Origin of the sequence: Endozoicomonas elysicola, from assembly GCF_000710775.1 — a bacterium.
Classification (GTDB): Bacteria; Pseudomonadota; Gammaproteobacteria; order Pseudomonadales; family Endozoicomonadaceae; genus Endozoicomonas; species Endozoicomonas elysicola.
In genome coordinates this window covers 4,105,810-4,125,639 of the sequence record NZ_JOJP01000001.1, presented here as the reverse complement: position 1 = coordinate 4,125,639, position 19,830 = coordinate 4,105,810, and the positions used below count along the sequence as shown (strand labels likewise).

Annotated in this window: 18 protein-coding genes and 5 tRNA genes; 18 read left to right on the top strand and 5 right to left on the bottom strand. The window is 47.2% G+C overall.

Annotated features, from left to right (window positions below):
• Positions 1 to 3: 3 nt before the first annotated feature.
• The 9 genes from tolR (at position 4) to nadA (ending at position 7,884) form a co-directional block, all read left to right on the top strand.
• Positions 4 to 447, top strand: coding sequence for a protein TolR (gene tolR, locus GV64_RS17400; protein WP_020584755.1), 444 nt, complete (start codon positions 4 to 6; stop codon positions 445 to 447).
• The gene (gene tolA, locus GV64_RS17395) at positions 448 to 1,293 is read left to right on the top strand and encodes a cell envelope integrity protein TolA (RefSeq protein WP_020584754.1); all 846 of its coding nucleotides are present in this window, start codon (positions 448 to 450) and stop codon (positions 1,291 to 1,293) included.
• Positions 1,290 to 2,624, top strand: coding sequence for a Tol-Pal system beta propeller repeat protein TolB (tolB, locus tag GV64_RS17390; protein WP_020584753.1), 1,335 nt, complete (start codon positions 1,290 to 1,292; stop codon positions 2,622 to 2,624). Before tolA ends, tolB begins: the two co-directional genes overlap by 4 nt.
• A 468-nt stretch (positions 2,625 to 3,092) precedes the next feature.
• Positions 3,093 to 3,653, top strand: coding sequence for an OmpA family protein (locus GV64_RS17385; protein ID WP_020584752.1), 561 nt, complete (start codon positions 3,093 to 3,095; stop codon positions 3,651 to 3,653).
• Positions 3,654 to 3,676: 23 nt separating this feature from the next.
• The gene (ybgF, locus tag GV64_RS17380; protein ID WP_020584751.1) at positions 3,677 to 4,564 is read left to right on the top strand and encodes a tol-pal system protein YbgF; all 888 of its coding nucleotides are present in this window, start codon (positions 3,677 to 3,679) and stop codon (positions 4,562 to 4,564) included.
• Positions 4,565 to 4,896: 332 nt separating this feature from the next.
• Positions 4,897 to 5,535, top strand: a complete 639-nt coding sequence (gene queE / locus GV64_RS17375; RefSeq protein ID WP_020584750.1) for a 7-carboxy-7-deazaguanine synthase QueE — start codon at positions 4,897 to 4,899, stop codon at positions 5,533 to 5,535.
• An 89-nt stretch (positions 5,536 to 5,624) separates the two neighbouring features.
• On the top strand, positions 5,625 to 6,344 hold the full coding sequence (queC, locus tag GV64_RS17370; protein ID WP_020584749.1) for a 7-cyano-7-deazaguanine synthase QueC: 720 nt from the start codon (positions 5,625 to 5,627) through the stop codon (positions 6,342 to 6,344).
• Between the two features lie 127 nt (positions 6,345 to 6,471).
• Positions 6,472 to 6,547: transfer RNA gene (locus GV64_RS17365), tRNA-Lys, on the top strand.
• A 299-nt stretch (positions 6,548 to 6,846) separates the two neighbouring features.
• A complete protein-coding gene (gene nadA / locus GV64_RS17360; protein WP_020584748.1) occupies positions 6,847 to 7,884 on the top strand; it encodes a quinolinate synthase NadA in 1,038 nt (345 codons plus the stop codon).
• A gap of 87 nt (positions 7,885 to 7,971) precedes the next feature.
• Here nadA and GV64_RS17355 read toward each other — a convergent pair whose 3' ends face one another.
• On the bottom strand, positions 7,972 to 8,313 hold the full coding sequence (locus GV64_RS17355; RefSeq protein ID WP_020584747.1) for a hypothetical protein: 342 nt from the start codon (positions 8,311 to 8,313) through the stop codon (positions 7,972 to 7,974).
• A gap of 218 nt (positions 8,314 to 8,531) precedes the next feature.
• Complete coding sequence (locus tag GV64_RS17350; RefSeq protein ID WP_020584746.1) at positions 8,532 to 10,004, bottom strand: M48 family metalloprotease; 1,473 nt, start codon at positions 10,002 to 10,004, stop codon at positions 8,532 to 8,534.
• A 250-nt stretch (positions 10,005 to 10,254) separates the two neighbouring features.
• Here GV64_RS17350 and GV64_RS17345 point away from each other — a divergent pair, with 250 nt between their 5' ends.
• Positions 10,255 to 10,497, top strand: a complete 243-nt coding sequence (locus GV64_RS17345) for a sulfurtransferase TusA family protein (protein WP_020584745.1) — start codon at positions 10,255 to 10,257, stop codon at positions 10,495 to 10,497.
• A gap of 67 nt (positions 10,498 to 10,564) precedes the next feature.
• Complete coding sequence (locus GV64_RS17340; RefSeq protein WP_020584744.1) at positions 10,565 to 11,629, top strand: AI-2E family transporter; 1,065 nt, start codon at positions 10,565 to 10,567, stop codon at positions 11,627 to 11,629.
• Positions 11,630 to 11,679: 50 nt separating this feature from the next.
• On the opposite strand, the gene GV64_RS17335 is transcribed toward GV64_RS17340, so the two are convergent.
• Positions 11,680 to 12,192 carry a peroxiredoxin gene (locus GV64_RS17335; RefSeq protein ID WP_020584743.1) on the bottom strand — a complete coding sequence of 171 codons (513 nt, stop codon included), beginning with the start codon at positions 12,190 to 12,192 and terminating at the stop codon, positions 11,680 to 11,682.
• 464 nt (positions 12,193 to 12,656) lie between these two features.
• On the opposite strand from GV64_RS17335, the gene dapA reads away from it, so the two are divergent.
• Together dapA and bamC are read left to right on the top strand one after the other, a co-directional pair.
• The gene (gene dapA, locus GV64_RS17330) at positions 12,657 to 13,532 is read left to right on the top strand and encodes a 4-hydroxy-tetrahydrodipicolinate synthase (RefSeq protein WP_020584741.1); all 876 of its coding nucleotides are present in this window, start codon (positions 12,657 to 12,659) and stop codon (positions 13,530 to 13,532) included.
• Between the two features lie 26 nt (positions 13,533 to 13,558).
• Positions 13,559 to 14,710: an outer membrane protein assembly factor BamC gene (gene bamC / locus GV64_RS17325; RefSeq protein ID WP_157237116.1), complete on the top strand. Its 1,152-nt coding sequence runs from the start codon at positions 13,559 to 13,561 to the stop codon at positions 14,708 to 14,710.
• A 99-nt stretch (positions 14,711 to 14,809) separates the two neighbouring features.
• Here bamC and GV64_RS17320 read toward each other — a convergent pair whose 3' ends face one another.
• Positions 14,810 to 15,916, bottom strand: coding sequence for a phosphoribosylaminoimidazolesuccinocarboxamide synthase (locus GV64_RS17320; protein WP_020584739.1), 1,107 nt, complete (start codon positions 15,914 to 15,916; stop codon positions 14,810 to 14,812).
• 1,116 nt (positions 15,917 to 17,032) lie between these two features.
• Between GV64_RS17320 and GV64_RS17315 the strand changes: the two genes are divergently transcribed.
• Entirely contained in the window at positions 17,033 to 17,896 is an 864-nt protein-coding gene (locus GV64_RS17315) for a tetratricopeptide repeat protein (protein WP_236633005.1), read from the top strand.
• A gap of 133 nt (positions 17,897 to 18,029) precedes the next feature.
• Here GV64_RS17315 and rdgC read toward each other — a convergent pair whose 3' ends face one another.
• Positions 18,030 to 19,001 (bottom strand): recombination-associated protein RdgC, encoded by a 972-nt coding sequence (rdgC, locus tag GV64_RS17310; RefSeq protein WP_020584737.1) that lies wholly within the window; start codon positions 18,999 to 19,001, stop codon positions 18,030 to 18,032.
• A 301-nt stretch (positions 19,002 to 19,302) separates the two neighbouring features.
• Here rdgC and GV64_RS17305 point away from each other — a divergent pair.
• The 4 genes from GV64_RS17305 to GV64_RS17290 all read left to right on the top strand — a co-directional run bounded on the left by GV64_RS17305 (position 19,303) and on the right by GV64_RS17290 (position 19,821).
• Positions 19,303 to 19,378, top strand: a tRNA-Val gene (locus GV64_RS17305).
• 78 nt (positions 19,379 to 19,456) lie between these two features.
• A tRNA-Asp gene (locus GV64_RS17300) sits at positions 19,457 to 19,533 on the top strand.
• Positions 19,534 to 19,646: 113 nt separating this feature from the next.
• Positions 19,647 to 19,723, top strand: a tRNA-Asp gene (locus GV64_RS17295).
• Positions 19,724 to 19,745: 22 nt separating this feature from the next.
• Positions 19,746 to 19,821, top strand: a tRNA-Val gene (locus GV64_RS17290).
• The last annotated feature ends 9 nt before the right edge of the window (positions 19,822 to 19,830 follow it).

Below are 19,830 nucleotides of genomic sequence, written 5' to 3'. Positions count from 1 at the left end.
CCCATGGCAAAGGTAAGAGTTCGTCGTAAACCCATGTCTGAAATAAACATGGTGCCGTTTATCGATATTATGATGGTGTTGCTGGTCGCTTTTATGATCAGTGCCCCAATGATGACTCAGGGGGTTAAGGTTGAGCTGCCAAAGACCAGTAGTGACAATATTGCTCTGCCTGAGGATAAAGAGGTACTGATTGTTTCTGTCAAGGCTGATGGCAGTTACTTTATCGACATTGGGTCAGATCGTGATAAGGCTGTTGATCTACCTTCCCTGACTGAGAAAGTTGGCAAGGTGGTCAGTGCCAGGCCAAATATTCAGGTCTTGATTCAGGGGGATACCAGTGTTGCTTATGGTTCGGTTGTGCAGTTGATGGCTGGTCTGCAAAATGCGGGTATCAGTCACGTCGGCCTGGTAACTGATCCGATGGCGGTTGGTATGGAAGAGCGGTAAATGAAAAGATGGTTTAATAGCGCTTTTCCAGCCTTTCTTGCTAAAACCACAGAGGGTTATGGTTTTGCCATAGCCCTGTCAGTGGTTTTGCATATCATTATGTTCGGGGTGCTTTTAGTGAACTGGAGTGCTGATTCCAGTATGAAGATAACGCCACCGATACCGATCAGTGCTGCCCTGGTAGAGCTGCCTAAACCTGCCGCAAAGCCTCCTGCCGTGAGAAAGCCTGTACAGAGTCAGGCCGATAAAAAACGAAAAGAGGACGCTAAAAAACAAGCCAAAGCAAAAAAGAAGGCAGAGGCTAAAAAGAAAGCTGAGCAGCAGAAAAAGGAACAGGAGCGCCAGAAAGCGCTGGCTCTGAAGCGGGAAGAGGAAAAAAAGAAAGAGGCGCTTCGTAAGAAAGAAGAAGCGGCTCGTGAGCTTCAGGAGCAGGAGAGGCGCAGGCTTGAGAGAGAGCAAAAGCGCAAAGAGCAGGAAGCGCTTGAGCGAAGCCTTGCCCTGGAACAGGAGGCTCTAAAAGAAGCTCAACAACTTGAACATGACCAGTTTGAGCAGGCTAAATATGCTGCATTGATTAAAAGTTTGACTTCACAGTACTGGAACAGACCCCCCAGTGCACGTAACAACATGGTGGCTGAAATCAGAATCAGTCTGTCTCCTTTTGGTGATGTGCTGGATATTACCATGGTGAAGTCCAGTGGAAATGATGAGTTTGATCGATCAGTTATTCAGGCTATCCGCCGGGCATCGCCTTTTTCCGAGTTGAAGGATCTTGAACGACGGATATTCGATCAACACTTCCGGCGAATTACTTTCCGATTCAGACCCGAGGATCTGGTGAAATGAGGCACGTATTTAAAACCGTTTTACTGTTTTACTGTCTGCTCTGGGGGCTTACTGCTCAGGCAGAGCTTGTTATTGAGGTGACTCAGGGAAATGATAAGGCTGTATCGATAGCGACTTCCCCTTTTAGTTGGAAAGGGGATAAAGTTCTGCCAGAGGACCCTGCTGCCATTATCGATAACGATTTGAAACTCAGTGGCCTTTTTAAGGCGATGCCACGAGCGAGTATGCTCAGTTTTCCGGCCAGTGAGTCTGAAGTTTATTATCGTGACTGGAAGGTGCTGGGTGCCTCTTACCTGGTAACGGGGCAGGTAACACTCAAAGATAACGCCTACACCATGAACTATCAGCTGTATGACACCATCAGGGGGAAACGCATTGCGAAGGGTGGCTTTACAGGAAACAGTATTCAACTTCGTGAGATGGCTCATCGTATCAGCGATGCTGTATATGAAAAAATTACCGGTTTGAAGGGGGATTTTTCTACCCGAATTTTGTATGTCACTGCCCAGCGTCATGATGCGAACCGAACTGATTACCAGCTGAATTATGCCGATGCGGATGGTAAACGTAATCGAAAAGTCTTCAGCTCCAGTGAGCCTATTTTGTCTCCAAGCTGGTCACCTGACGGAACTAAAGTCACCTATGTTTCCTTTGAACAGGGGCGGCCTGCTATCTACATGCAGGAACTGGCTACAGGTAAGCGCAAAAAGCTGACGGGCTTTAAGGGGCTGAATAACTCTCCGGTCTGGGCGCCCGATGGCAAATCTATGGCCATGGTGCTTTCTAAAGATGGAAATCCAGATGTATATATTCTGGATCTGGCATCCAATAAAATCACTAATGTGACCACTCACTATGGAATTGATACGGAACCGGACTGGATGCCGGATGGGAAGAGTATTGTTTTCACTTCTAACCGTGGTGGAAGTCCTCAAGTTTATCAGCAGGATATCAGCCGAAAAAGTAACGGTGAATTTATTCCACAAGGGAAGCCTCGTCGTCTAACCTTTGAGGGGCGGTTCAATGCTCGGGCGAAGGTTTTTCCTGATGGCAAGTCTCTTGCCCTGGTTCACAAAGGGCAGGGAGCTACTGACTTTAATATTGCCATTCTTGACCTGGACTCGGATAGACTGCGATTGTTGACCTCTTCAAAGCTGGAAGACTCTCCCAGTATTGCCCCTGGTGGTCGCAGGCTGATCTATTCTGTTCAGGGTGGTAAGCATGGTGAATTGGGTATTGTATCTGCAGATGGGCGGGTTAAGCAGCGTTTGCCTTCAGCAGAGGGTGATGTCAGGGAGCCTGCGTGGGGGCCAAGCGTCCAGCTCAGGTGATCAAAAGGCAGGGTGTTGTTCTTGTAAGTGAGTAGTAGATAGTATTTTTTGCCCTGCTGATTTTCCGGCTTGGTGCTATGCTCGTTTAACCAGCACTTATGAGTTGCCTTAACTAGTGTATGGAGTCAGTGAATTGATCCAGGTTTACCGGTCATAAACTGAGTGAGAGAAGGCAATGAAGGAGGTCGTTAAATGGTGAGGTTTTCCTTTATCGTGCTTTTTACCACTTTGGTGCAGCATAACCGACGGTCAAATCGGCTTTCGGTCGCTGTTTTTAATGTGCCGGGGTGGCGTAAATGACACGGTCACCCCTCTACTCCCTTCTTTTTGAGTCTGCTTCTTTTTTGGTAGCTCTTTCTTTGAGGAAACCTTATCATCCCTTGGTATTCGGGCTAGTCGGGCGACCTCAGTTCTGATAGTGTACTGCACAATTTTTTGAAATCCCGTAGAGAATGATTGGAGTTGAAAATGCAAATTGCCAATGTTGTTAAAGCAGCTTTTTTGGCTGTCGCTGCTATCTGGCTGGCAGGATGTGCTTCCAAGAAAGAGCCAACCACTGCAGAAACCCAGCCACCGGTAGTCACTATTGAAGAAGAAGTGCTGGTTGAAGTTCAGCCTGTACTGGATCCTGCTGTTCAGGCGGTTATTGATAGTGGCAAAATTGATGAGTCTCCTGAAGAAATTCAGGCTCTCCTTGAGAAGAATACCTACTTCTTCCCATTTGATAGCTCAAAGCTGGATGACGAAGCCTACAAGGCTCTGGATGTGCATGCTGCGTACCTGACTTCTGACCTTGGTTACATGAAGAATATCGTGATTCAGGGACATACTGATGAGCGTGGTACCCGGACTTATAACCTGGCCCTGGGTGAGCGTCGTGCCAATGCAGTGAAAGATTACCTGGTTGCTAAGGGTGTAGCGGCTAACCGTGTTGAAGTGATCAGTTTTGGTTTTGAAAAGCCTCTGGATCCAGAGCACAATGACACTGCATGGGCTCTGAATCGTCGTGCTGTTATTGTTGTTGAATAATCGTTAATTCTGATGGGGGTTGAATGAGTACAGGTAAAACAAACCCAAAACAGGCTTTTGGACTCTCTCTGGTGTTGCCTTTGTTGCTTGCCAGTATTTTGAGCAGCGATATTCAAGCAGCACCAGCGCCTGTCGCAGAGTCTAAACCTATGGAGGGGCGCTCATCTGAAGTGAGAACTGTTGTCAGTAAAATTTCGGATGAACCTGTAACCATTTTACCCTCAGCTGGCTCTCCTGACGGTGATGATGGAGAGATAAACGGTACAGCGCATCTGCTCAATACTATTGATCAGATGCGTCAGGAAATGATGGAAATGCGAGGCCAGCTTGAAGAGCAGGCATTTCGAATTGAACAGCTTCAGCAGGAAAGCAGGGACAGATATCTGGACCTTGATGAGCGTATGTCCCGCCTGAATGGTCAGGGGCATAGTGGTGGTAAGGGGGAGAGTTCTTCTGTTGCAGTCCTGCAACCACCGATATTAAATACCTCAGTGGCAAACCCCTCAGAGAAACGCGACCAGTCTGTACTCAAAGCTGAAGAAGCTGCCTATCAGTCTGCATTTAGTTTAATCCGTTCCAAGCAGTTCGATGATGCTAAAGAGGCGCTTCAGCAGCAGCTCAAAGCATACCCTGAGGGGCGTTATGCTGATAATGCGTATTATTGGCTGGGTGAAGTCGATATGGCTCAGGGCCGATATGATGAGGCTCGCGATTCTTTTCAGGTTGTATTGAGTGATTTTCCCAAGAGTTCCAAGGTTCCTGATGCCAGTTATAAACTTGGCAGGGTCTATGACCTGCTCGGCAATCAGAAAAAAGCCAAAGAGCTTCTGGAGTCAGTGATCAAGCAATACCCGGAAAGTGCTGCATCCCGGCTCTCTGATACCTATCTCAGGACTATGGGTGGTTCCTGACTCTTCTTTAGGTGCAGGCTATTCTCCTGCACCTGCCATGTGTTGTGTTAGCCCTTTCTTTTATTGCTTAATACTTTCCTGGTCTGCATTCTGATTGCGAGCACTATTTTAAGAATATGCACAGTCAGACCAGCCCTCTGCTATTCTGGTAACTTTGCTCAAATGGCGCTTTGGCGTATCCGGGCAGGCAAGGAGTGGCTTGATTCTAGGTAAATAAATAGTGCCAGGCCCATGCTGGCCTTTTTCTTTGGGGCCTGCAGTGTATAGGGCTTGAGCAATTTGGATGTTGCTCCGGAAATCATATTTTATGATGTCGTTCAGGTGGCATATTGATGATTCGAATTTCAGAAATATTTTATTCTCTTCAGGGGGAGACAAGAACGACAGGCTTACCTACCGTGTTTGTCCGGCTGACCGGTTGCCCGTTACGGTGTACTTGGTGTGACACGGAGTACGCTTTTAAAGGTGGTGATTTATTATCGTCGGATGCGATTTTGGGTAAGGTTTCTGAGTACTCTCCGAAGTATGTCACAGTGACTGGTGGAGAGCCGCTTGCGCAGAGAGAATGCCATCAGTTATTGACGCTTTTGGCGGATCAGGGGTTTGAGGTTTCGCTTGAAACCAGCGGTGCTATTACCCTGTCAGAAGTGGATCCAAGAGTGGTCAAGGTTATGGATCTTAAGCCTCCTGCTTCCGGTGAATCGCATCGTAACCTGTATGAGAATATCCAGTTTCTGGATAAGAAAGACCAATTAAAATTTGTGATAGCGGATCGTGGTGATTATGACTGGTCTGTGTCCAAACTGATTGAATACGATTTAGCGAACAGAGTGTCAGATGTTCTTTTTTCGCCAGTCAGTGGTGAAATGTCGGCAGAAATACTGGCCAGCTGGATTCTTGATGACCGGCTCCCTGTACGGTTTCAATTGCAACTGCATCGTATGATCTGGGGTGATAAGCCCGGTGTTTAAGTAAGAGTCAGCGAAGGCGCTCTTTCCGCTATTATTGGTTTTTGTCGCATGGTATTCCTGTCGTTTGATTTATTAAGAGGTTGTTGCAGATGAGGAAGGCGGTTGTGTTGCTTTCTGGTGGTTTGGATTCGGCCACCGTATTAGCGCTTGCAGCTGAGCAAGGGTATGAAACTTATTCTGTCAGTTTTGATTATGGGCAGCGTCATCGTGCTGAACTGGAAGCATCCCGTCGTTTAGCTGATGCAATGGGGGTAAGAGAGCATAAGGTCTTAAAGTTGGGGCTAACTGAAATTGGTGGTTCAGCGTTAACTGATGAAGATATACCGGTACCGGACTTTGGTGAGCATCCCAAAGAAACGCTTAAGGACGTTCCCAGGGATAATCTGAGCAGTATTCCTGTCACCTATGTTCCTGCAAGAAATACTGTTTTCCTGTCACTTGCTCTTGGTTGGGCTGAGGTGTTGGGTGCACGAGATATTTTTATTGGCGCTAATGTAGTTGATTACTCCAATTATCCAGATTGTCGTCCAGAGTATCTAAAGGCTTTTGAGGACATGGCGAATCTTGCTACCCGGGCTGGTGTAGAGGGTGACCACTTTAGAATTCGAGCGCCTTTGTTGAATCTGACTAAGGCTGAAATTATTTCAGAGGGGGTGAGACTTGGAGTGGATTATGGGATGACAATCTCCTGTTATCAGGCTGATGATCAGGGGGCTGCCTGCGGAGTGTGTGACAGTTGTAGTTTCAGGCGTAAAGGCTTTCTTGAGGCAGCTGTTCCTGATCCTACCCCTTACCGTACAGCCGTTTGAGCCTTCTCTTGATGTTGTTTTTGTCAGAGGAGGCTTTTCATCTCTAAGTTTCTTGTTTGTCCTGTGAGCAGGATGATGCATTAATTTGCTTGTAAAACAAATTTTGCTGCGTATAATTTTCTGGATCGGGTCGTTAGCTCAGTTGGTAGAGCAGTTGGCTTTTAACCAATTGGTCGTAGGTTCGAATCCTACACGACCCACCACTTCTCTAAGTCCTTCCTTTTTAGTTTTATCCATATCTATCAGTAAGAATCACAACAGGGCTGATGCTTAGGCTTAGCTGTGTTAGACTACGTGCCACATTTTTCTTAGAAGATGGTGTCATGAAAATACTGTGGCAGTCGGTTTCCATTTGTTTGGGATATCAAAGTAAGGCAGTATTTTCAGCTCATGGCTGATTGATAGAGGACGTTGCAGACACTTGCCAGTTGCCTGTTCTTGTATGAAGTGATTCATAGCAAGATAAAGCGGTGGGTAAAGTGCTTTGCCGGATGCAAGCTTTATGAATGCAGTGATAGACAGAGAGCTCGTTCAGGGCCATTTGCAGAAGGCTCCATTACCGGTGGACCCGGTTGAAAAGGAAGCCAAGAAGACCAGAATTAAAAACCTTTTGAAAGAAAAGGGTGCTGTTCTGGTAGCTCACTATTATACAGACCCTGTTGTGCAGGAGTTGGCTGATGAGACTGGCGGCTTTATCGCTGACTCATTGGAGATGGCTCGTTTTGGTGCTCGGCACGATGCAGAAACACTCATTGTCGCTGGTGTGCGCTTTATGGGGGAAACGTCCAAAATTTTGAGCCCTGAGAAACAGGTGCTGATGCCAACAATAGAGGCTGAGTGCTCTCTTGATCTGGGTTGTCCGGTTGAAGAGTTTTCTGCTTTTTGTGATCAGTATCCTGACCGTGAAGTTGTCGTGTATGCCAACACGTCAGCGGCAGTGAAGGCTCGGGCAGATTGGGTGGTGACTTCAAGTTGTGCGCTCGACATTGTTGAAAGCCTGGACGCTCAGGGTAAGGCGATTATCTGGGGACCCGATAAGTATTTAGGTAGTTATATTCAGAAAAATACCGGGGCAGATATGCTGCTTTGGGATAGTAGCTGTATTGTTCATGAAGAATTTAAGGCAAAGGGAATTCTTGATCTGAAGCAGGTGTATCCGGATGCTGCTGTTCTGGTTCATCCAGAGTCACCGGATTCTGTGGTGGATATTGCTGATGTGGTAGGCTCGACGAGCCAACTGTTAAAAGCATCTCAGGAAATGTCGAACAATACTTTTATTGTTGCCACTGATCGTGGGATTTTCTATAAAATGCAGCAGGCGTCTCCAGGTAAGCGTTTTCTGGAAGCACCAACTGCAGGAAGTGGTGCAACTTGTCGTAGTTGTGCGCACTGTCCCTGGATGGCGATGAATACCCTTGATGCTTTGTTGGAGTGTCTGGAAAGTCCCAGTGAACTCAATATCATTGAAGTAAGCGATTCGCTGAGGGAAGATGCGCTGAGACCATTACAAAGGATGCTGGATTTCACAGCTGCCAATTAGATGATTTTTATTAACTGCCTTCCTGGTCATGGAGGGCAGCTGATTTAGCATTATGCATATTGAAGAATATGAGGTTTTAGTGGTTAGCTAGCCTAACTGGTCTATCATGATCGCATTTGAGTAAACTAAGCTGGCATCCTTCGCTAGGTGACCTACCAGATGAAACTGTCCACGCTGGTAGTCCTTGCTGAGATAAACTCTTAGCTGGCAGTCAGCTAGTTCTCCGCAGTCCTCAGAAGTTTGCAGCTCCATTGTGTTCATATCGATGTTGACCATCATGTCGTCCAGACCATTTTCCATAAGAGCTTCTTCTGCTTGCTCCAGAAGTAAGTGATAATGCTCATTAATTCGAAAATGCATCATTTCAACGGGAGTGGAGGTCTTTGCACCAACGCTTTTTCTCCAGCCTTCAATTGTAAATGTGTTCATGCTCAAGTCTCCATGCCTGTTATTTTGAAACTTGTACGGAAGGTTTAGGAAAAACGCTCAACTCTAATTTTTTTAAAAACTAAATTTTATATAAAAAATAATGTTTATTTCTAAAAAATTAATATTAAGGTGTTCAGGGAGCTTGAGGGTTGGCTGCCAGGCTTGTGTGATTAATCCGAAGGCCTTTTCATCTATCTGAATGAGAAGGCCTTTTGGTGTTAAGAGTTCCTCAGTTTCTGGCGATAGTTCTGCATGTCCGTTAGCTTTTGCTGTAGCTTGGATTTCAAAGAGAAGTTGTCACCTGCCATTTTTACTGCATATTGAAGGTGCTTTATAGCATCATCAGTATTGCCGTTCAGGAAGAAATACTCTGCTCTGGACTGGTGAAGGCCAACAATATCATCAGCCAGTCCTTGAACCTCAGCAAGCTCAAACCAGATATCAGGATCTTCGGGGCGTAGTCGACTAAGTTTGAGCAATTCGTTACGAGCTTCAATATAATTCTGTTGCTTAAGCAGAATTTCAGCGCGTGTGGCCAAAAGAGGGTAGCTGTCAGGATTGATGCTTAAAGCCTGGTCAATGCGTGCAAGGCCTTGCTTTGTTTTTCCAGCCTGAGCTTCAAGGCTTGCCTGGGTCATAATAAGATGAGGGTTTTCAGGGTATTTCTGCAGCAGGCTCTCCATCTGACGCTCTGCTTCTTTGAAATCTCGGGTTTTCATACTGGCTAATGCCAGCCCGTAGCGGGTGGCAGCTGATGCTTTAGTTAAGCCGGAGTTCAACTCTTTGTTAAATTGCCGGGCCATTTCGTGATGATTCTTACTGTTTAGTACAGCAGCACGCATTCTCATAAACTGGTAATTCAGAGAGCCTTTGCTTGTTCTTAATTTCTGGGCTGACATCTGATCTGCACGGGCGCGGGAGTCAGCGATTCTGTTTTCCGTAACTGGATGTGTGAGCAGGAATTCTGGGGGGCGGCTACCATAACGGCTTGCTTTGTTCATTTCTTCAAAAATTTCTGGCATTGCCTGAGGGTCAAAGCCAGCTTTGGCAAGAGTGGTAATGCCCAGGTTGTCTGCTTCCCGCTCAAACTGGCGGCTGAAGCGGAGTTGAGCGCTTTGCATGCCGGCAACAGTAGAGGTCAGTGCAGCGGCGCCAGCATCACCACCTGCCGTTGCCATAATCAGTATTGAGCCGAGAATTGCTGCTGCGGTGGGTATACTTTTGTTGCGCGCTTCTTCTACATTTCGGGCATAGTGTCGTTGGCTCAGGTGAGCGAGCTCGTGAGCCAGTACCGCTGCAAATTGTGCTTCTGTTTCAGCGTTAAGAAACAGGCCGGTATTTACCCCGACAATGCCCCCCGGGGCGGCAAATGCATTCAATACTGGACTGTTAATGACCAAAGGGACGAGTCGATGATCCTGAAGCTGGCTGGAGGCCGCAAGTCGGTAAATGAGGTTTTCAAGATAATCTTTTAGTTGTGGGTCAGAAACCATTGGCGTCTGATTGCGAAGGACTTTCAGCCATGAGCGCCCCAGTTGATACTCTTCCTGTTGTGAAATGATGCCGGATGTCGTATCACCAAGACTTGGTAAATTCAGGGTGCTGCTCATTGTTGCACTGGAAAAAGCAGTCAGTGCAGTGGTCAACGCTGTGGATAATATTAGCGCTGACAGAAAGCCCACTCGTTTCATAGAATATCCATACTCGTGTTTTCTGCGGTACACTTTATCACGAAACTATTGGTTACGAAGATGAAGCTATCATAAAAATGGTTGATCATGGGGGTATTCTACCTCTATTGGCCATTTACCCGCTAAAGTGCTTACACAGTTTGACGCTTTATCAGGTAAGGTGCTTTTCAAAATAGTTACCCTGACTTTCCTGCTTGTATAAAAAGTTAAGTGTTATCTCCTGTGGCTGTCTCGAGAGAATTATGTCGTTATGTTGAATGTTGATCAGGCTGTTGATCTAGAGATTGATCTTAAGGGTATGAGCTGTCCACTGCCATTGCTGAAAGCAAAGCAGGCATTGAGTCGAATGCAGTCAGGGCAGGTCATTAGAGTGTATGCTACAGATCCGGGCTCTGTCAGAGATTTTGCCAGCTTTGCTAAAATCAGTGGACATGTACTGGTTGCCAGTGAAGAAGAGCAGGGCGTTTATATTCATACATTGCAGCACAAATAAAACAGACTGAAGCTGGTTGCCTTGGCTGGCTGACAGCTTGAGCCTACGAAAAACAACGGAGCAATTGATGCTGAATGTGATTAAGGGGTGGCTGCATAGCTATCTTTCAGATCAGGAGGCGATCGTTCTTCTGGTTATTTTGCTGGTTGGTTTTGTCGTTGTCCTGACGATGGGGACAATGTTGGCGCCAGCACTGGCTGCATTGATATTTGCTTTTTTAATGCAGGGTGTTGTCAGTTGGCTTGAACGGCGGAATATGCCTCATTTGCTGGCAGTCAATCTGGTGTTTGCCGGTTTCATGGCGGTACTTTTGCTAGTGATTTTTGTTGTTGTTCCTTTGGTATGGGAACAGGTAACCCACCTGTTGAATGCCATGCCGGGTATGGTGCGTGAAGGCCAGGCCCTGTTGGTGAGTTTGCCGGATCTATATCCCGGGTTTGTTTCTGATCATCAGGTTGGTCTGCTGGTTACAACGATTAATAAGCATCTTGCGGATTTTGGTCAGAAGGCATTTTCCTTTTCGTTGTCCAAATTGCCGGGTATCGTTGCCTTATTGGTCTATCTGATTTTGGTGCCAATTCTGGTTTTCTTTTTTCTGAAAGATAAAAATGTCCTGCTGAGTTGGATGGCCGGTATTTTACCTCGCCGTCGTCGTTTGCTTGATCAGGTGGCTGATGAGATGAACGACCAGATTGCCAACTACATTCGTGGTAAAGCCGTTGAGATTGTCATTGTTGGCGGGGTCAGTTATGTGCTTTTTGCCGTTCTGGGTCTGAGTTATTCGGCATTGCTGGCAGTCATGGTGGGGTTTTCGGTTGTAGTGCCTTATATCGGCGCAACGGTGGTGACCATTCCTATCGCTATTATTGGTTTCTTTCAGTGGGGGATGGGGGATCAGTTTCTGGTTCTTATGGTTGGTTATGCCATCATTCAAGCGCTGGACGGTAATGTGCTGGTGCCGTTACTGTTCTCGGAAGCGGTTAACTTACACCCCGTTGCAATTATTCTGGCAGTGTTGGTCTTTGGTGGTCTGTGGGGATTCTGGGGCGTCTTTTTTGCAATACCACTGGCTACTCTGTTAAAGGCGGTGATGAATGCCTGGCCTGCGGTTGTTGATGTGGAAACGACGTAAATATTGAACGGGTTAAGCGGGTTCAGGCCCGCTCAACCCATTCGGGGGGATTACTCTTCTTCGTCCTTGGAGTCGTTGTCTTCAGCCAGGGCCTGAGTATCCACCATCTGGGCTGCCTGTAACACATCTTCAACATGCCCCTTGATACGAACTTTGCGCCATTCGTGCTGGAGGATGCCATTGCTGTCGATCAGGAAGGTGCTGCGCTCAATGCCCATGTATTCCTTGCCATACATCTGCTTGAGCTTGATAACATCAAAAAGCTTGCACAGCGATTCATCGGTGTCTGATATTAGCTCGAAAGGAAACTCATGTTTGGCTCGGAAGTTTTCATGAGCCTTCATGCCATCTTTAGATACGCCAAAAACCAGTGTGTCTGATGCCTGAAACTCCTCGTAAAGGTCTCTGAATGCTTGTCCCTCGCTGGTGCAGCCGGGTGTATTGTCTTTTGGGTAGAAAAACAGTACGACTTTGCGACCTTTGAGTTCAGAGAGTTTAACCGTCGTGTTACTGGTTGCCTGGCCAGTAAAGTCAGGAACGGGTTGGCCCAGAGTTACGCTCATGTTTTATCCTTAGTCGCTCTCATTTGGTTAAATAGCTGCGGGTTCTATTGGTCTAATATTGCAGCCCCAGAGGATTATAAATTTATCGGCTCTGGCAGCAAAAGTTGGATCATGCCACTTTGCTGCAGTGGCAATGCTACCATGATAATCCGTGCACTTATTCTGCTTCTGGGTAGTAGGGCGTTGATAAGAATCCACCCTCAAGCCACCCTCGAAGCGAGAAGCGAGGTCATTATTATTCAGGGGGATAGTTTAAACCATCACTGAAAAAAAGGCAGGTTTCCGGGTTCTGTTGACGCTTTTCTGGGGCACTGAGCATGTAACGAAACATCAACAGGCCCTAAGCTTCTTTCAAATAAATGGGCTTTTTCTTTTGGGTGGCGGTCTATGGGTGGATTTCGGCCTTGTGAATATAAAGGGGCATTAGTAACATTACGCAAGATTCTGCCTTTAGGAGTGAACTGATGATTACCGGGAGCCTGGTGGCAATTGTTACCCCCATGTATGGTAATGGTGAGCTGGACTGGGAGAGTATGCATGCACTTGTTGAGCATCATATTGACCAGGGAACAGATGGGATTGTCGTGGTAGGTACCACGGGAGAGTCAGCTACTCTGACGGTGCAGGAGCACTGTGAAGCCATTAAACGCATGGTGGATCAGGTGAATGGACGAATTCCTGTGATTGCCGGAACCGGAGCAAACTCAACGGCTGAAGCGGTTCACCTGACGGCGGAAGCCAAGGCTTTAGGTGTGGACGCCTGTTTGTTGGTGACTCCTTACTATAATAAGCCGACTCAGGAAGGGCTTTATCTTCATTTCAAAACCGTTGCCGATTCGGTAGCTATTCCCCAGATTCTCTATAATGTTCCCGGGCGAACGGCTGTGGATCTGTTGCCAGAGACCATTGGCCGACTGAGCCAGCTGGATAATATTGTCGGCATTAAGGAAGCGACGGGTATTGTTGAGCGTGGCAGGCAGATTCGCGAGTTGTGCGGTGAAGATTTTGCTATCTACTCGGGCGACGATGCCACGGGTATGGAGTTAATGCTACAGGGAGCAAACGGTGTTATCTCTGTGGTTAATAATGTGGCCCCAAAGCTAATGCATGAACTGTGTGTGGCAGCTATAGCGGGTGATCGCACTACAGCGGAAGCACTTAATGCGCGTATAGAAGCATTAAGCACTAACCTCTTTCTAGAGGCGAATCCGATTCCAGTAAAATGGGCATTAAAGGAAATGGGGATGATCAAGGAGGGTATTCGTTTGCCATTGACTCCCTTGTCAGAGTGTTATCACTCTGATGTTAGAAGTGCACTGCAAAAGGCGGGGTTGGTTTGATGGTTCCAGGTCAAAGGAGTCGTGGATTGAAGAGGCATACTCGGTTGAGCCTGACAATGGTTATCGGTGCGGTAGCCCTGACGGGGTGTGCCAATCCTTTTGGCCAGGAGGGCTATTTGCGGGATCGGGCCGGGGACTATACCGAAGCGCAGTCTTCAAAACCTATTAAGCTTCCTGAGAATGTTCAGTCCCGTGAGCTGGGTGATATTCTGGTGATTCCTGAGGTCAGCAATACCAGTCAGGTGCTGTCAAGAGATTTCGAGGTTCCCAGGCCATCTCAGCGTTTGATGATGAAAGAGGGTGATCATTACAGTCTTGAGCGAAATGGCAGCCAGGAGTGGTTGTCTGTCGATCGTGAACCCTCAGAGGTATGGCCCGGCGTGTTGGGCTATATAGACGAACTGGGTATTGGCATCACCACAAAGAACTCTGCAAAAGGGCTTGTTGAAACCCAATGGAATGATTTTGGAAAGGATAAAGATCATGGCCTGATGTACCGAACACTGGGTAAGTTGTTTGGCGTTGACGACCTTGATCCAATGGAAGATCGTTTTCGCTTTGAGGTTCGCAGTGGTTTGAAAGAAGGGACGACGGAAGTTCATGTTTATCATCAGGGGCGTCCACTGTCCAAAAAAGGGAAAGAGCCTTCAGCACCTTTGAAGTGGGATAACCTGGGAGAGCGAAGCAAGCGACTGGATAATGGTGTTCTTGCCGAGTTACTGGTCTTCCTGGCTCGCAATGAAGCGAAATCATCAGTATCCCTTCAGGCACAGAGTCTTGATGTCGGCTCACTGGCTGAGATGGGGCGGGATGGAAATGGTAATCCTGTGCTAACCATTCGTGGCCTCTCTTATGCAAGGGTATGGGATGCAACGTCTAACTCCCTGGATAAGGCGGGCCTGAAAGTGGTGGATCGAAACCGTTCTGCCGGACTCTTTTATCTGGCTGATGGTGTTCCTCAACTGCAGAAACCCGAGAAGAAAAAGAGTTTCTGGTCAGGCTGGTTCAGCGATGATGAAGAGGTAAGCGAAGATTCTGATGAAGCGAAGACGCTGACAGTAAGGGTCAGTAATTACTCTGAAGTTGTTCAGTTGTCTGTAGAGAAAGACGTGAATACATCGGCGCCTGCGGATGTGAGTAACCGGCTTCTGAAGGTGATTCAGGACAATCTCCAATAAATAAAAAAGCAGGCGTTAAGCCTGCTTTTTTATTTCCTTAGAGTCTGCTGATGTTTCGTAGCGTGCTCAGCGAAACGTCAACAGGTCATTAATAATGGATTAATCATCAATTAGTCCATACTCGGCTTTCAGTATTTCAATGATTTCTGATTTCGGATTCTCTGAAAGTGGCAGTGGCTGACCGGTAATTTTTTCAGCAATGTCCGTATAGGTTTTTGAAAGCGCCATAAATGCACTTTCTGGTAGTGCATTATTCCGTGCCAGAGCCTCGCGTTCAGGCATTCTGTCCTTGTTCAGCAAGATGTCCGGATCCGGGAAGTGGTGGAGCAGAAACTGTCTAAAGCTCTCTTTTGAGTTTTCAGTCACTGTGCCCTCTCGATAAGCTGCTCCATCCCAGATTCTGGATGAATCGGGAGTGCCGACTTCGTCCATATAAATCAGTTTCTCCTGACCACGGGCATTGGTGACATAGCCAAATTCAAATTTCGTATCGACAAATATCTGGTCGAGCTTGGTAAGCGCTTCGCTGATGAGTTCAAAGCCCTCCTTTAACAGGGTTTCGTAACGGTCAATATCTTCAGGGCTGCGAAAATTGAATGCGGCAAAATTATCTTCAAGGTCCTGGCGGGTAATATTGACGTCGTCAGCCTCAGGGACGCCGGGAATGCCTTTTAAAATGCCTTTCGTGGATGGTGTCATCAGGACTTCTGATAACTTCTGATCTTGTTTTAGCCCTTCCGGTAGCCGAATACCACAGAACTCACGCTCACCCATACTGTATGAACGCCACATGGAGCCGGTAATGTATTGGCGACAGATCGCTTCAACCATGACAGGGCGGGCTTTTTGTACGATCCATATCAAGGGGTGGGGGATATCCAGAATATGGCTTTCAGCCAGACCGTGCTCTTTAAATAAGCGGAACCAGTGATTGGATATTGCATTGAGCGCTGCCCCTTTTCCTGGAACCCCTTTAAGGCCTCCTTCCCCATGCCAGATGCAATCAAATGCACTGATGCGATCGGAGATCACCATGATCGCCAATGGCGCATCCGGAGCTACATCATACCCTCTTTCTTTGATAAGGCGTTGACTGTCGGACTCGGTAAGCCAGTATACTGAGCGGACTTTGCCCGAATGAATGGGAAGATGGGTTCGGATTGGGAGATCGTTATTAACGGCCAATACCGTATCAGCAAGACTCATTGCAGCTACCTGTTTTATATTCCCGGCGATTTGAGTTGTCGGTTTGTGTCAAATAATGGCGATGGCACAACTATTCCTGGCTGATTGCAGCAGAGCTATGAAAAGTTTTCATCATGGCAACTGGGCACTCTACTTTATAGATAGCGGTCGGTACTATGATGCTTTGGAACCTTCTCACAGGGAACGGCTCATTGCTGCCTGAGGCTGTACAGTCCTTGGACAGGTCCTGGGAGCCTGTCGGACTTACCACTGGCCTACTGCGAAAAAGCCGGATTTGGCCATTTTTTATGCTGCTTTTCGTTGAATAGAACAACTATTCGCCTCAAATCAGCATAAAAACTGACTCAAACCGGACTTTTTCTCGCTACGGCCGGTTAAGGTCCGACAGGCTCCTAGCCAGCGCAAGGTGTGACCGTGGATGATCAGAGTCGGAATCATAGCAAATAACCCTTATTGGCTGTATAGGAAAAAACAGGCAAAGCGTTTGGCGGGCAGGTTGCAGATTGTCTGAATGCAGAAAGACAGGTCTGTTCTATTAATAACTGTTTGTTATTAGCCGTAGAAAGGCGAATTGGCTGGCAACCCCTTGAAGGCCCTGTTTGAAGGCTGCAATAAATTTTTTTATGCACAAATGTCAAGCGATTGACGTGTATTTTTTTTTGGCGTCATAAGTTACTGATTTTGTAAGTACTTATCCTAAGTGTATGAAAAATAAAGAAAAAAAATAGATCAAAAAATGAACAGTTTGATAAAGGGGTAGTAAACATCGGTCTTCGTGACGGGTTGTGTTATGTCATCCACAAACTTATCCACAGATTCTGTGGGTAAATCAAAGTTCAGCTCTGTCAGGAGTCTGTTCTTTATACAAAGTGCTCTTAATTCCAAGATATTCTTAAAGAAAAAGGAGAAGCTGTCGGTTAGTAGCTTTCTGGGCTTGGAGCGAAGTGGTTAATCACACCGGTGTTTGTAATCAGTTTTGGAAAGAACGTAAGGTAAAAAAGAGCTTGAGCCACTGCGGGTACCGGCAGGTATCATTATCATTATCTGATGATTTAAAATTGCACCCATAAATAAGTGCAGTATTGTGATGGCAGGATTTTCAAGGTGGCTAATGTGATGAATGAACAGAGCTTCGTGGTGGATGTTACAGAGGCGAATATCCAGGAAGTGCTGCAGCAATCGGTAGAACAACCGGTTCTTCTTTATATAGGTATGCAGAGTGACCCTGCCTGTTCACAACAACTGGGTATTCTGGAGGCTCTGGTTGCTAGCTATCAGGGAAAGTTAATATTGGCCAGGGTAGAGGCTGAGGCAGAACAGATGCTGGCGCAGCAGCTGGTCAATCAACTGCAGGTAAGAGCGCTGCCTGGTCAGGTTATTCTCCATCAGGGAAGGCCTGTTCAAGTGTTCAGCGGTCCTCAGACAGAAGATGTCCTGCGAGAAGTGCTTGATCCATTAACAATGAGCCCGGCGGATATGATTCGTCAACAGGTTGAAGTGCTAATGGCAGAAGGGGAGGCAGGACAGGCGCTGGACCTGCTCCAGAATATTCTGAAAGATGAGCCCGACAATCATGGTCTGCAGGTACTTCAGGTGAATTTGCTGTTGGAGTTGGGACGTATTGATGAAGCCCGACAGCTAATCTCTGTTTTACCGGCTGATGCAGAAGGCATTGCCCAGCCCAAGGCTAAATTGTCTTTTTATGAGATGGTGGCGGATGCTCCACTTCGAAATGAGTTGGAAGCCCGGCTGAGCGAGAATGAAAATGATCATGAGGCTCGTTACCAGTTGGCTATTCGTCAGGTTATTGCTGATGAAAATGAAGAAGCTCTTGAAAATTTACTGACGATTGTTCGTCGCGACCGCGAGTTTCGTGAGGATGGCGCCAGGTTGCTTATGTTGAAAGTGTTTGACCAGCTGGGGCAGGGTAATCCTATTGCCAAACGGTATCGCGGTAAGCTGTTTGGTCTGATGCACTGATTGTTGAACCACAAAGTGTCGGTGGTTGTTCCCTGCAGCCCCGACACTTTCGCCATCCATGGCGGTTGCAAAGCGCACAAAGGAAAAGGCGCTTATGCTTTGTGGGGTTTGTGATCTCCGTAGTTCGAAGGTCTTAAACGGTCTCTTTTTCCGGGATTTCTACCGAGAAGCTGGCTACCTCGGTTCTTTCCAGCGCTTCTTCACTTATTCCGCCAAGATAATCCATCAGTTCATCAAGCATCTGTTGCAGTGTCAGCGTCATGATGGAGAAATCAGCATCAAACTGCTCAGCAGCAGTTTCAGCGCTGACTTCATCAAGCTGTTCCTGGATTGAGTCGGTGAACTTCAATTTACGAATGACCAGGTCATCGCCAAGCACAAAACTCAGTGCATCATTCCAGACCAATGCCATCTTGCTGACTTGCTTGCCCGCCTGTAGGTGAACTTCCACTTCTTCACCGACCAGCTCCTGTTTGCTGACCTTTACCTGACCACCTTCATCACCGGGCTCACGTAACTCGCATTCATCTCCGATAATGAGCTTGTCAGGCAGTGGTATTTCCTGGGCAAGCCAGCGAGTCATGGCATGGGAGGGCATGTTTTTCAGTGGTGGGTTGATAACAGGGAGACTGCCAAGGCATTCGCGAAGACAGGAGGTGAGCTCTTCCGCTTTTTTGAATGAAGATGCATCAACAACCAGCCACCCTTTTGCAGAATCAATATAGGCAAAGGTATTCTGGCAGCGAGTGAAAGCTTTTGGCAGTAGCTCCATAAGAACATCGTCTTTTAATGCTTTCTTCTCTTTGCTGAAGACCTGACGATCCTGCTCCTGCTCGATTTGCTCAACCCGCTCGTCAACGGCATCGCGAATAACGCTGCTGGGCAGGATTTTCTCTTCCTTGCGGGCCGTCAGCATAATAAAGCCATTGCCGGCATGGGTTAGAAGCTCACCGTGTTTACCCAGCGGAGGAACCCAGCCATAGGTACTCATGTCCTGACTGCCACAGCTGCGGAAACGCTTTTCACGGAGCTTTTCTTCAATGTCTTCAACGGACGTATTAAAAGGTTGGGTGAATCGATAAAAGATAAGGTTTTTGAACCACATGATCGTTCCTGAATCCTGTTATGGGGACGTTAGGCCATTTTCCATACTCTGGGGCTGCACTTCCGGTTCGTGCTTTGTGTAAGCACTCTTTGTGTATGCACTGGGAGGCTTTTGGAAAGGCATATGGTAGCAAACCTCAGCCTGAAAATAGTTACTGACGTTAACAAAGAAAAAGGGGGTATAAAAAAAGTGTTTAATAACGGTTGCGTATCAACAGTTTAGCTGCTTATAATTCGCCGCGTTGTTGAGAGGGGCTCTCGGAGATCTTGAGAGATTCAAATAAACTCTTCAACAAGCTTAAGGGTGATTAGCTCAGCTGGGAGAGCGTCTGCTTTACACGCAGAATGTCGGCGGTTCGATCCCGTCATCACCCACCAGTTTCAGAGATATTGTTGCATCCAGTGTTTACGTTTTGCTGCAGTTGCTAGAAGTCTTCAGTTGTGTATGAAGTCAGCGGACCGGTAGTTCAGTTGGTTAGAATGCCGGCCTGTCACGCCGGAGGTCGCGGGTTCGAGTCCCGTCCGGTCCGCCATCTATATGCTGTTTAAGATGCTAACAAGGCTTGATATCGAGGTGAGTTCTGGTAAAGTCTCCCTCCCGTAACGGCGGTGGTAACACTGACGTAAAACGGAAAAAGGTTTATGCGGACCGGTAGTTCAGTTGGTTAGAATGCCGGCCTGTCACGCCGGAGGTCGCGGGTTCGAGTCCCGTCCGGTCCGCCATTTATCCTTTGATATGTATTTTGGGTGATTAGCTCAGCTGGGAGAGCGTCTGCTTTACACGCAGAATGTCGGCGGTTCGATCCCGTCATCACCCACCAAATTCAACA

Bases quoted from the DNA above. Each gene is read 5' to 3' on its own strand.
- tolR (WP_020584755.1), top strand. From the start codon at position 4: ATGGCAAAGGTAAGAGTTCGTCGTAAACCCATGTCTGAAATAAACATG.
- tolA (WP_020584754.1), top strand. From the start codon at position 448: ATGAAAAGATGGTTTAATAGCGCTTTTCCAGCCTTTCTTGCTAAAACC.
- tolB (WP_020584753.1), top strand. From the start codon at position 1,290: ATGAGGCACGTATTTAAAACCGTTTTACTGTTTTACTGTCTGCTCTGG.
- GV64_RS17385 (WP_020584752.1), top strand. From the start codon at position 3,093: ATGCAAATTGCCAATGTTGTTAAAGCAGCTTTTTTGGCTGTCGCTGCT.
- ybgF (WP_020584751.1), top strand. From the start codon at position 3,677: ATGAGTACAGGTAAAACAAACCCAAAACAGGCTTTTGGACTCTCTCTG.
- queE (WP_020584750.1), top strand. From the start codon at position 4,897: ATGATTCGAATTTCAGAAATATTTTATTCTCTTCAGGGGGAGACAAGA.
- queC (WP_020584749.1), top strand. From the start codon at position 5,625: ATGAGGAAGGCGGTTGTGTTGCTTTCTGGTGGTTTGGATTCGGCCACC.
- nadA (WP_020584748.1), top strand. From the start codon at position 6,847: ATGAATGCAGTGATAGACAGAGAGCTCGTTCAGGGCCATTTGCAGAAG.
- GV64_RS17355 (WP_020584747.1), bottom strand. From the start codon at position 8,313: ATGAACACATTTACAATTGAAGGCTGGAGAAAAAGCGTTGGTGCAAAG.
- GV64_RS17350 (WP_020584746.1), bottom strand. From the start codon at position 10,004: ATGAAACGAGTGGGCTTTCTGTCAGCGCTAATATTATCCACAGCGTTG.
- GV64_RS17345 (WP_020584745.1), top strand. From the start codon at position 10,255: ATGTTGAATGTTGATCAGGCTGTTGATCTAGAGATTGATCTTAAGGGT.
- GV64_RS17340 (WP_020584744.1), top strand. From the start codon at position 10,565: ATGCTGAATGTGATTAAGGGGTGGCTGCATAGCTATCTTTCAGATCAG.
- GV64_RS17335 (WP_020584743.1), bottom strand. From the start codon at position 12,192: ATGAGCGTAACTCTGGGCCAACCCGTTCCTGACTTTACTGGCCAGGCA.
- dapA (WP_020584741.1), top strand. From the start codon at position 12,657: ATGATTACCGGGAGCCTGGTGGCAATTGTTACCCCCATGTATGGTAAT.
- GV64_RS17320 (WP_020584739.1), bottom strand. From the start codon at position 15,916: ATGAGTCTTGCTGATACGGTATTGGCCGTTAATAACGATCTCCCAATC.
- GV64_RS17315 (WP_236633005.1), top strand. From the start codon at position 17,033: ATGAATGAACAGAGCTTCGTGGTGGATGTTACAGAGGCGAATATCCAG.
- rdgC (WP_020584737.1), bottom strand. From the start codon at position 19,001: ATGTGGTTCAAAAACCTTATCTTTTATCGATTCACCCAACCTTTTAAT.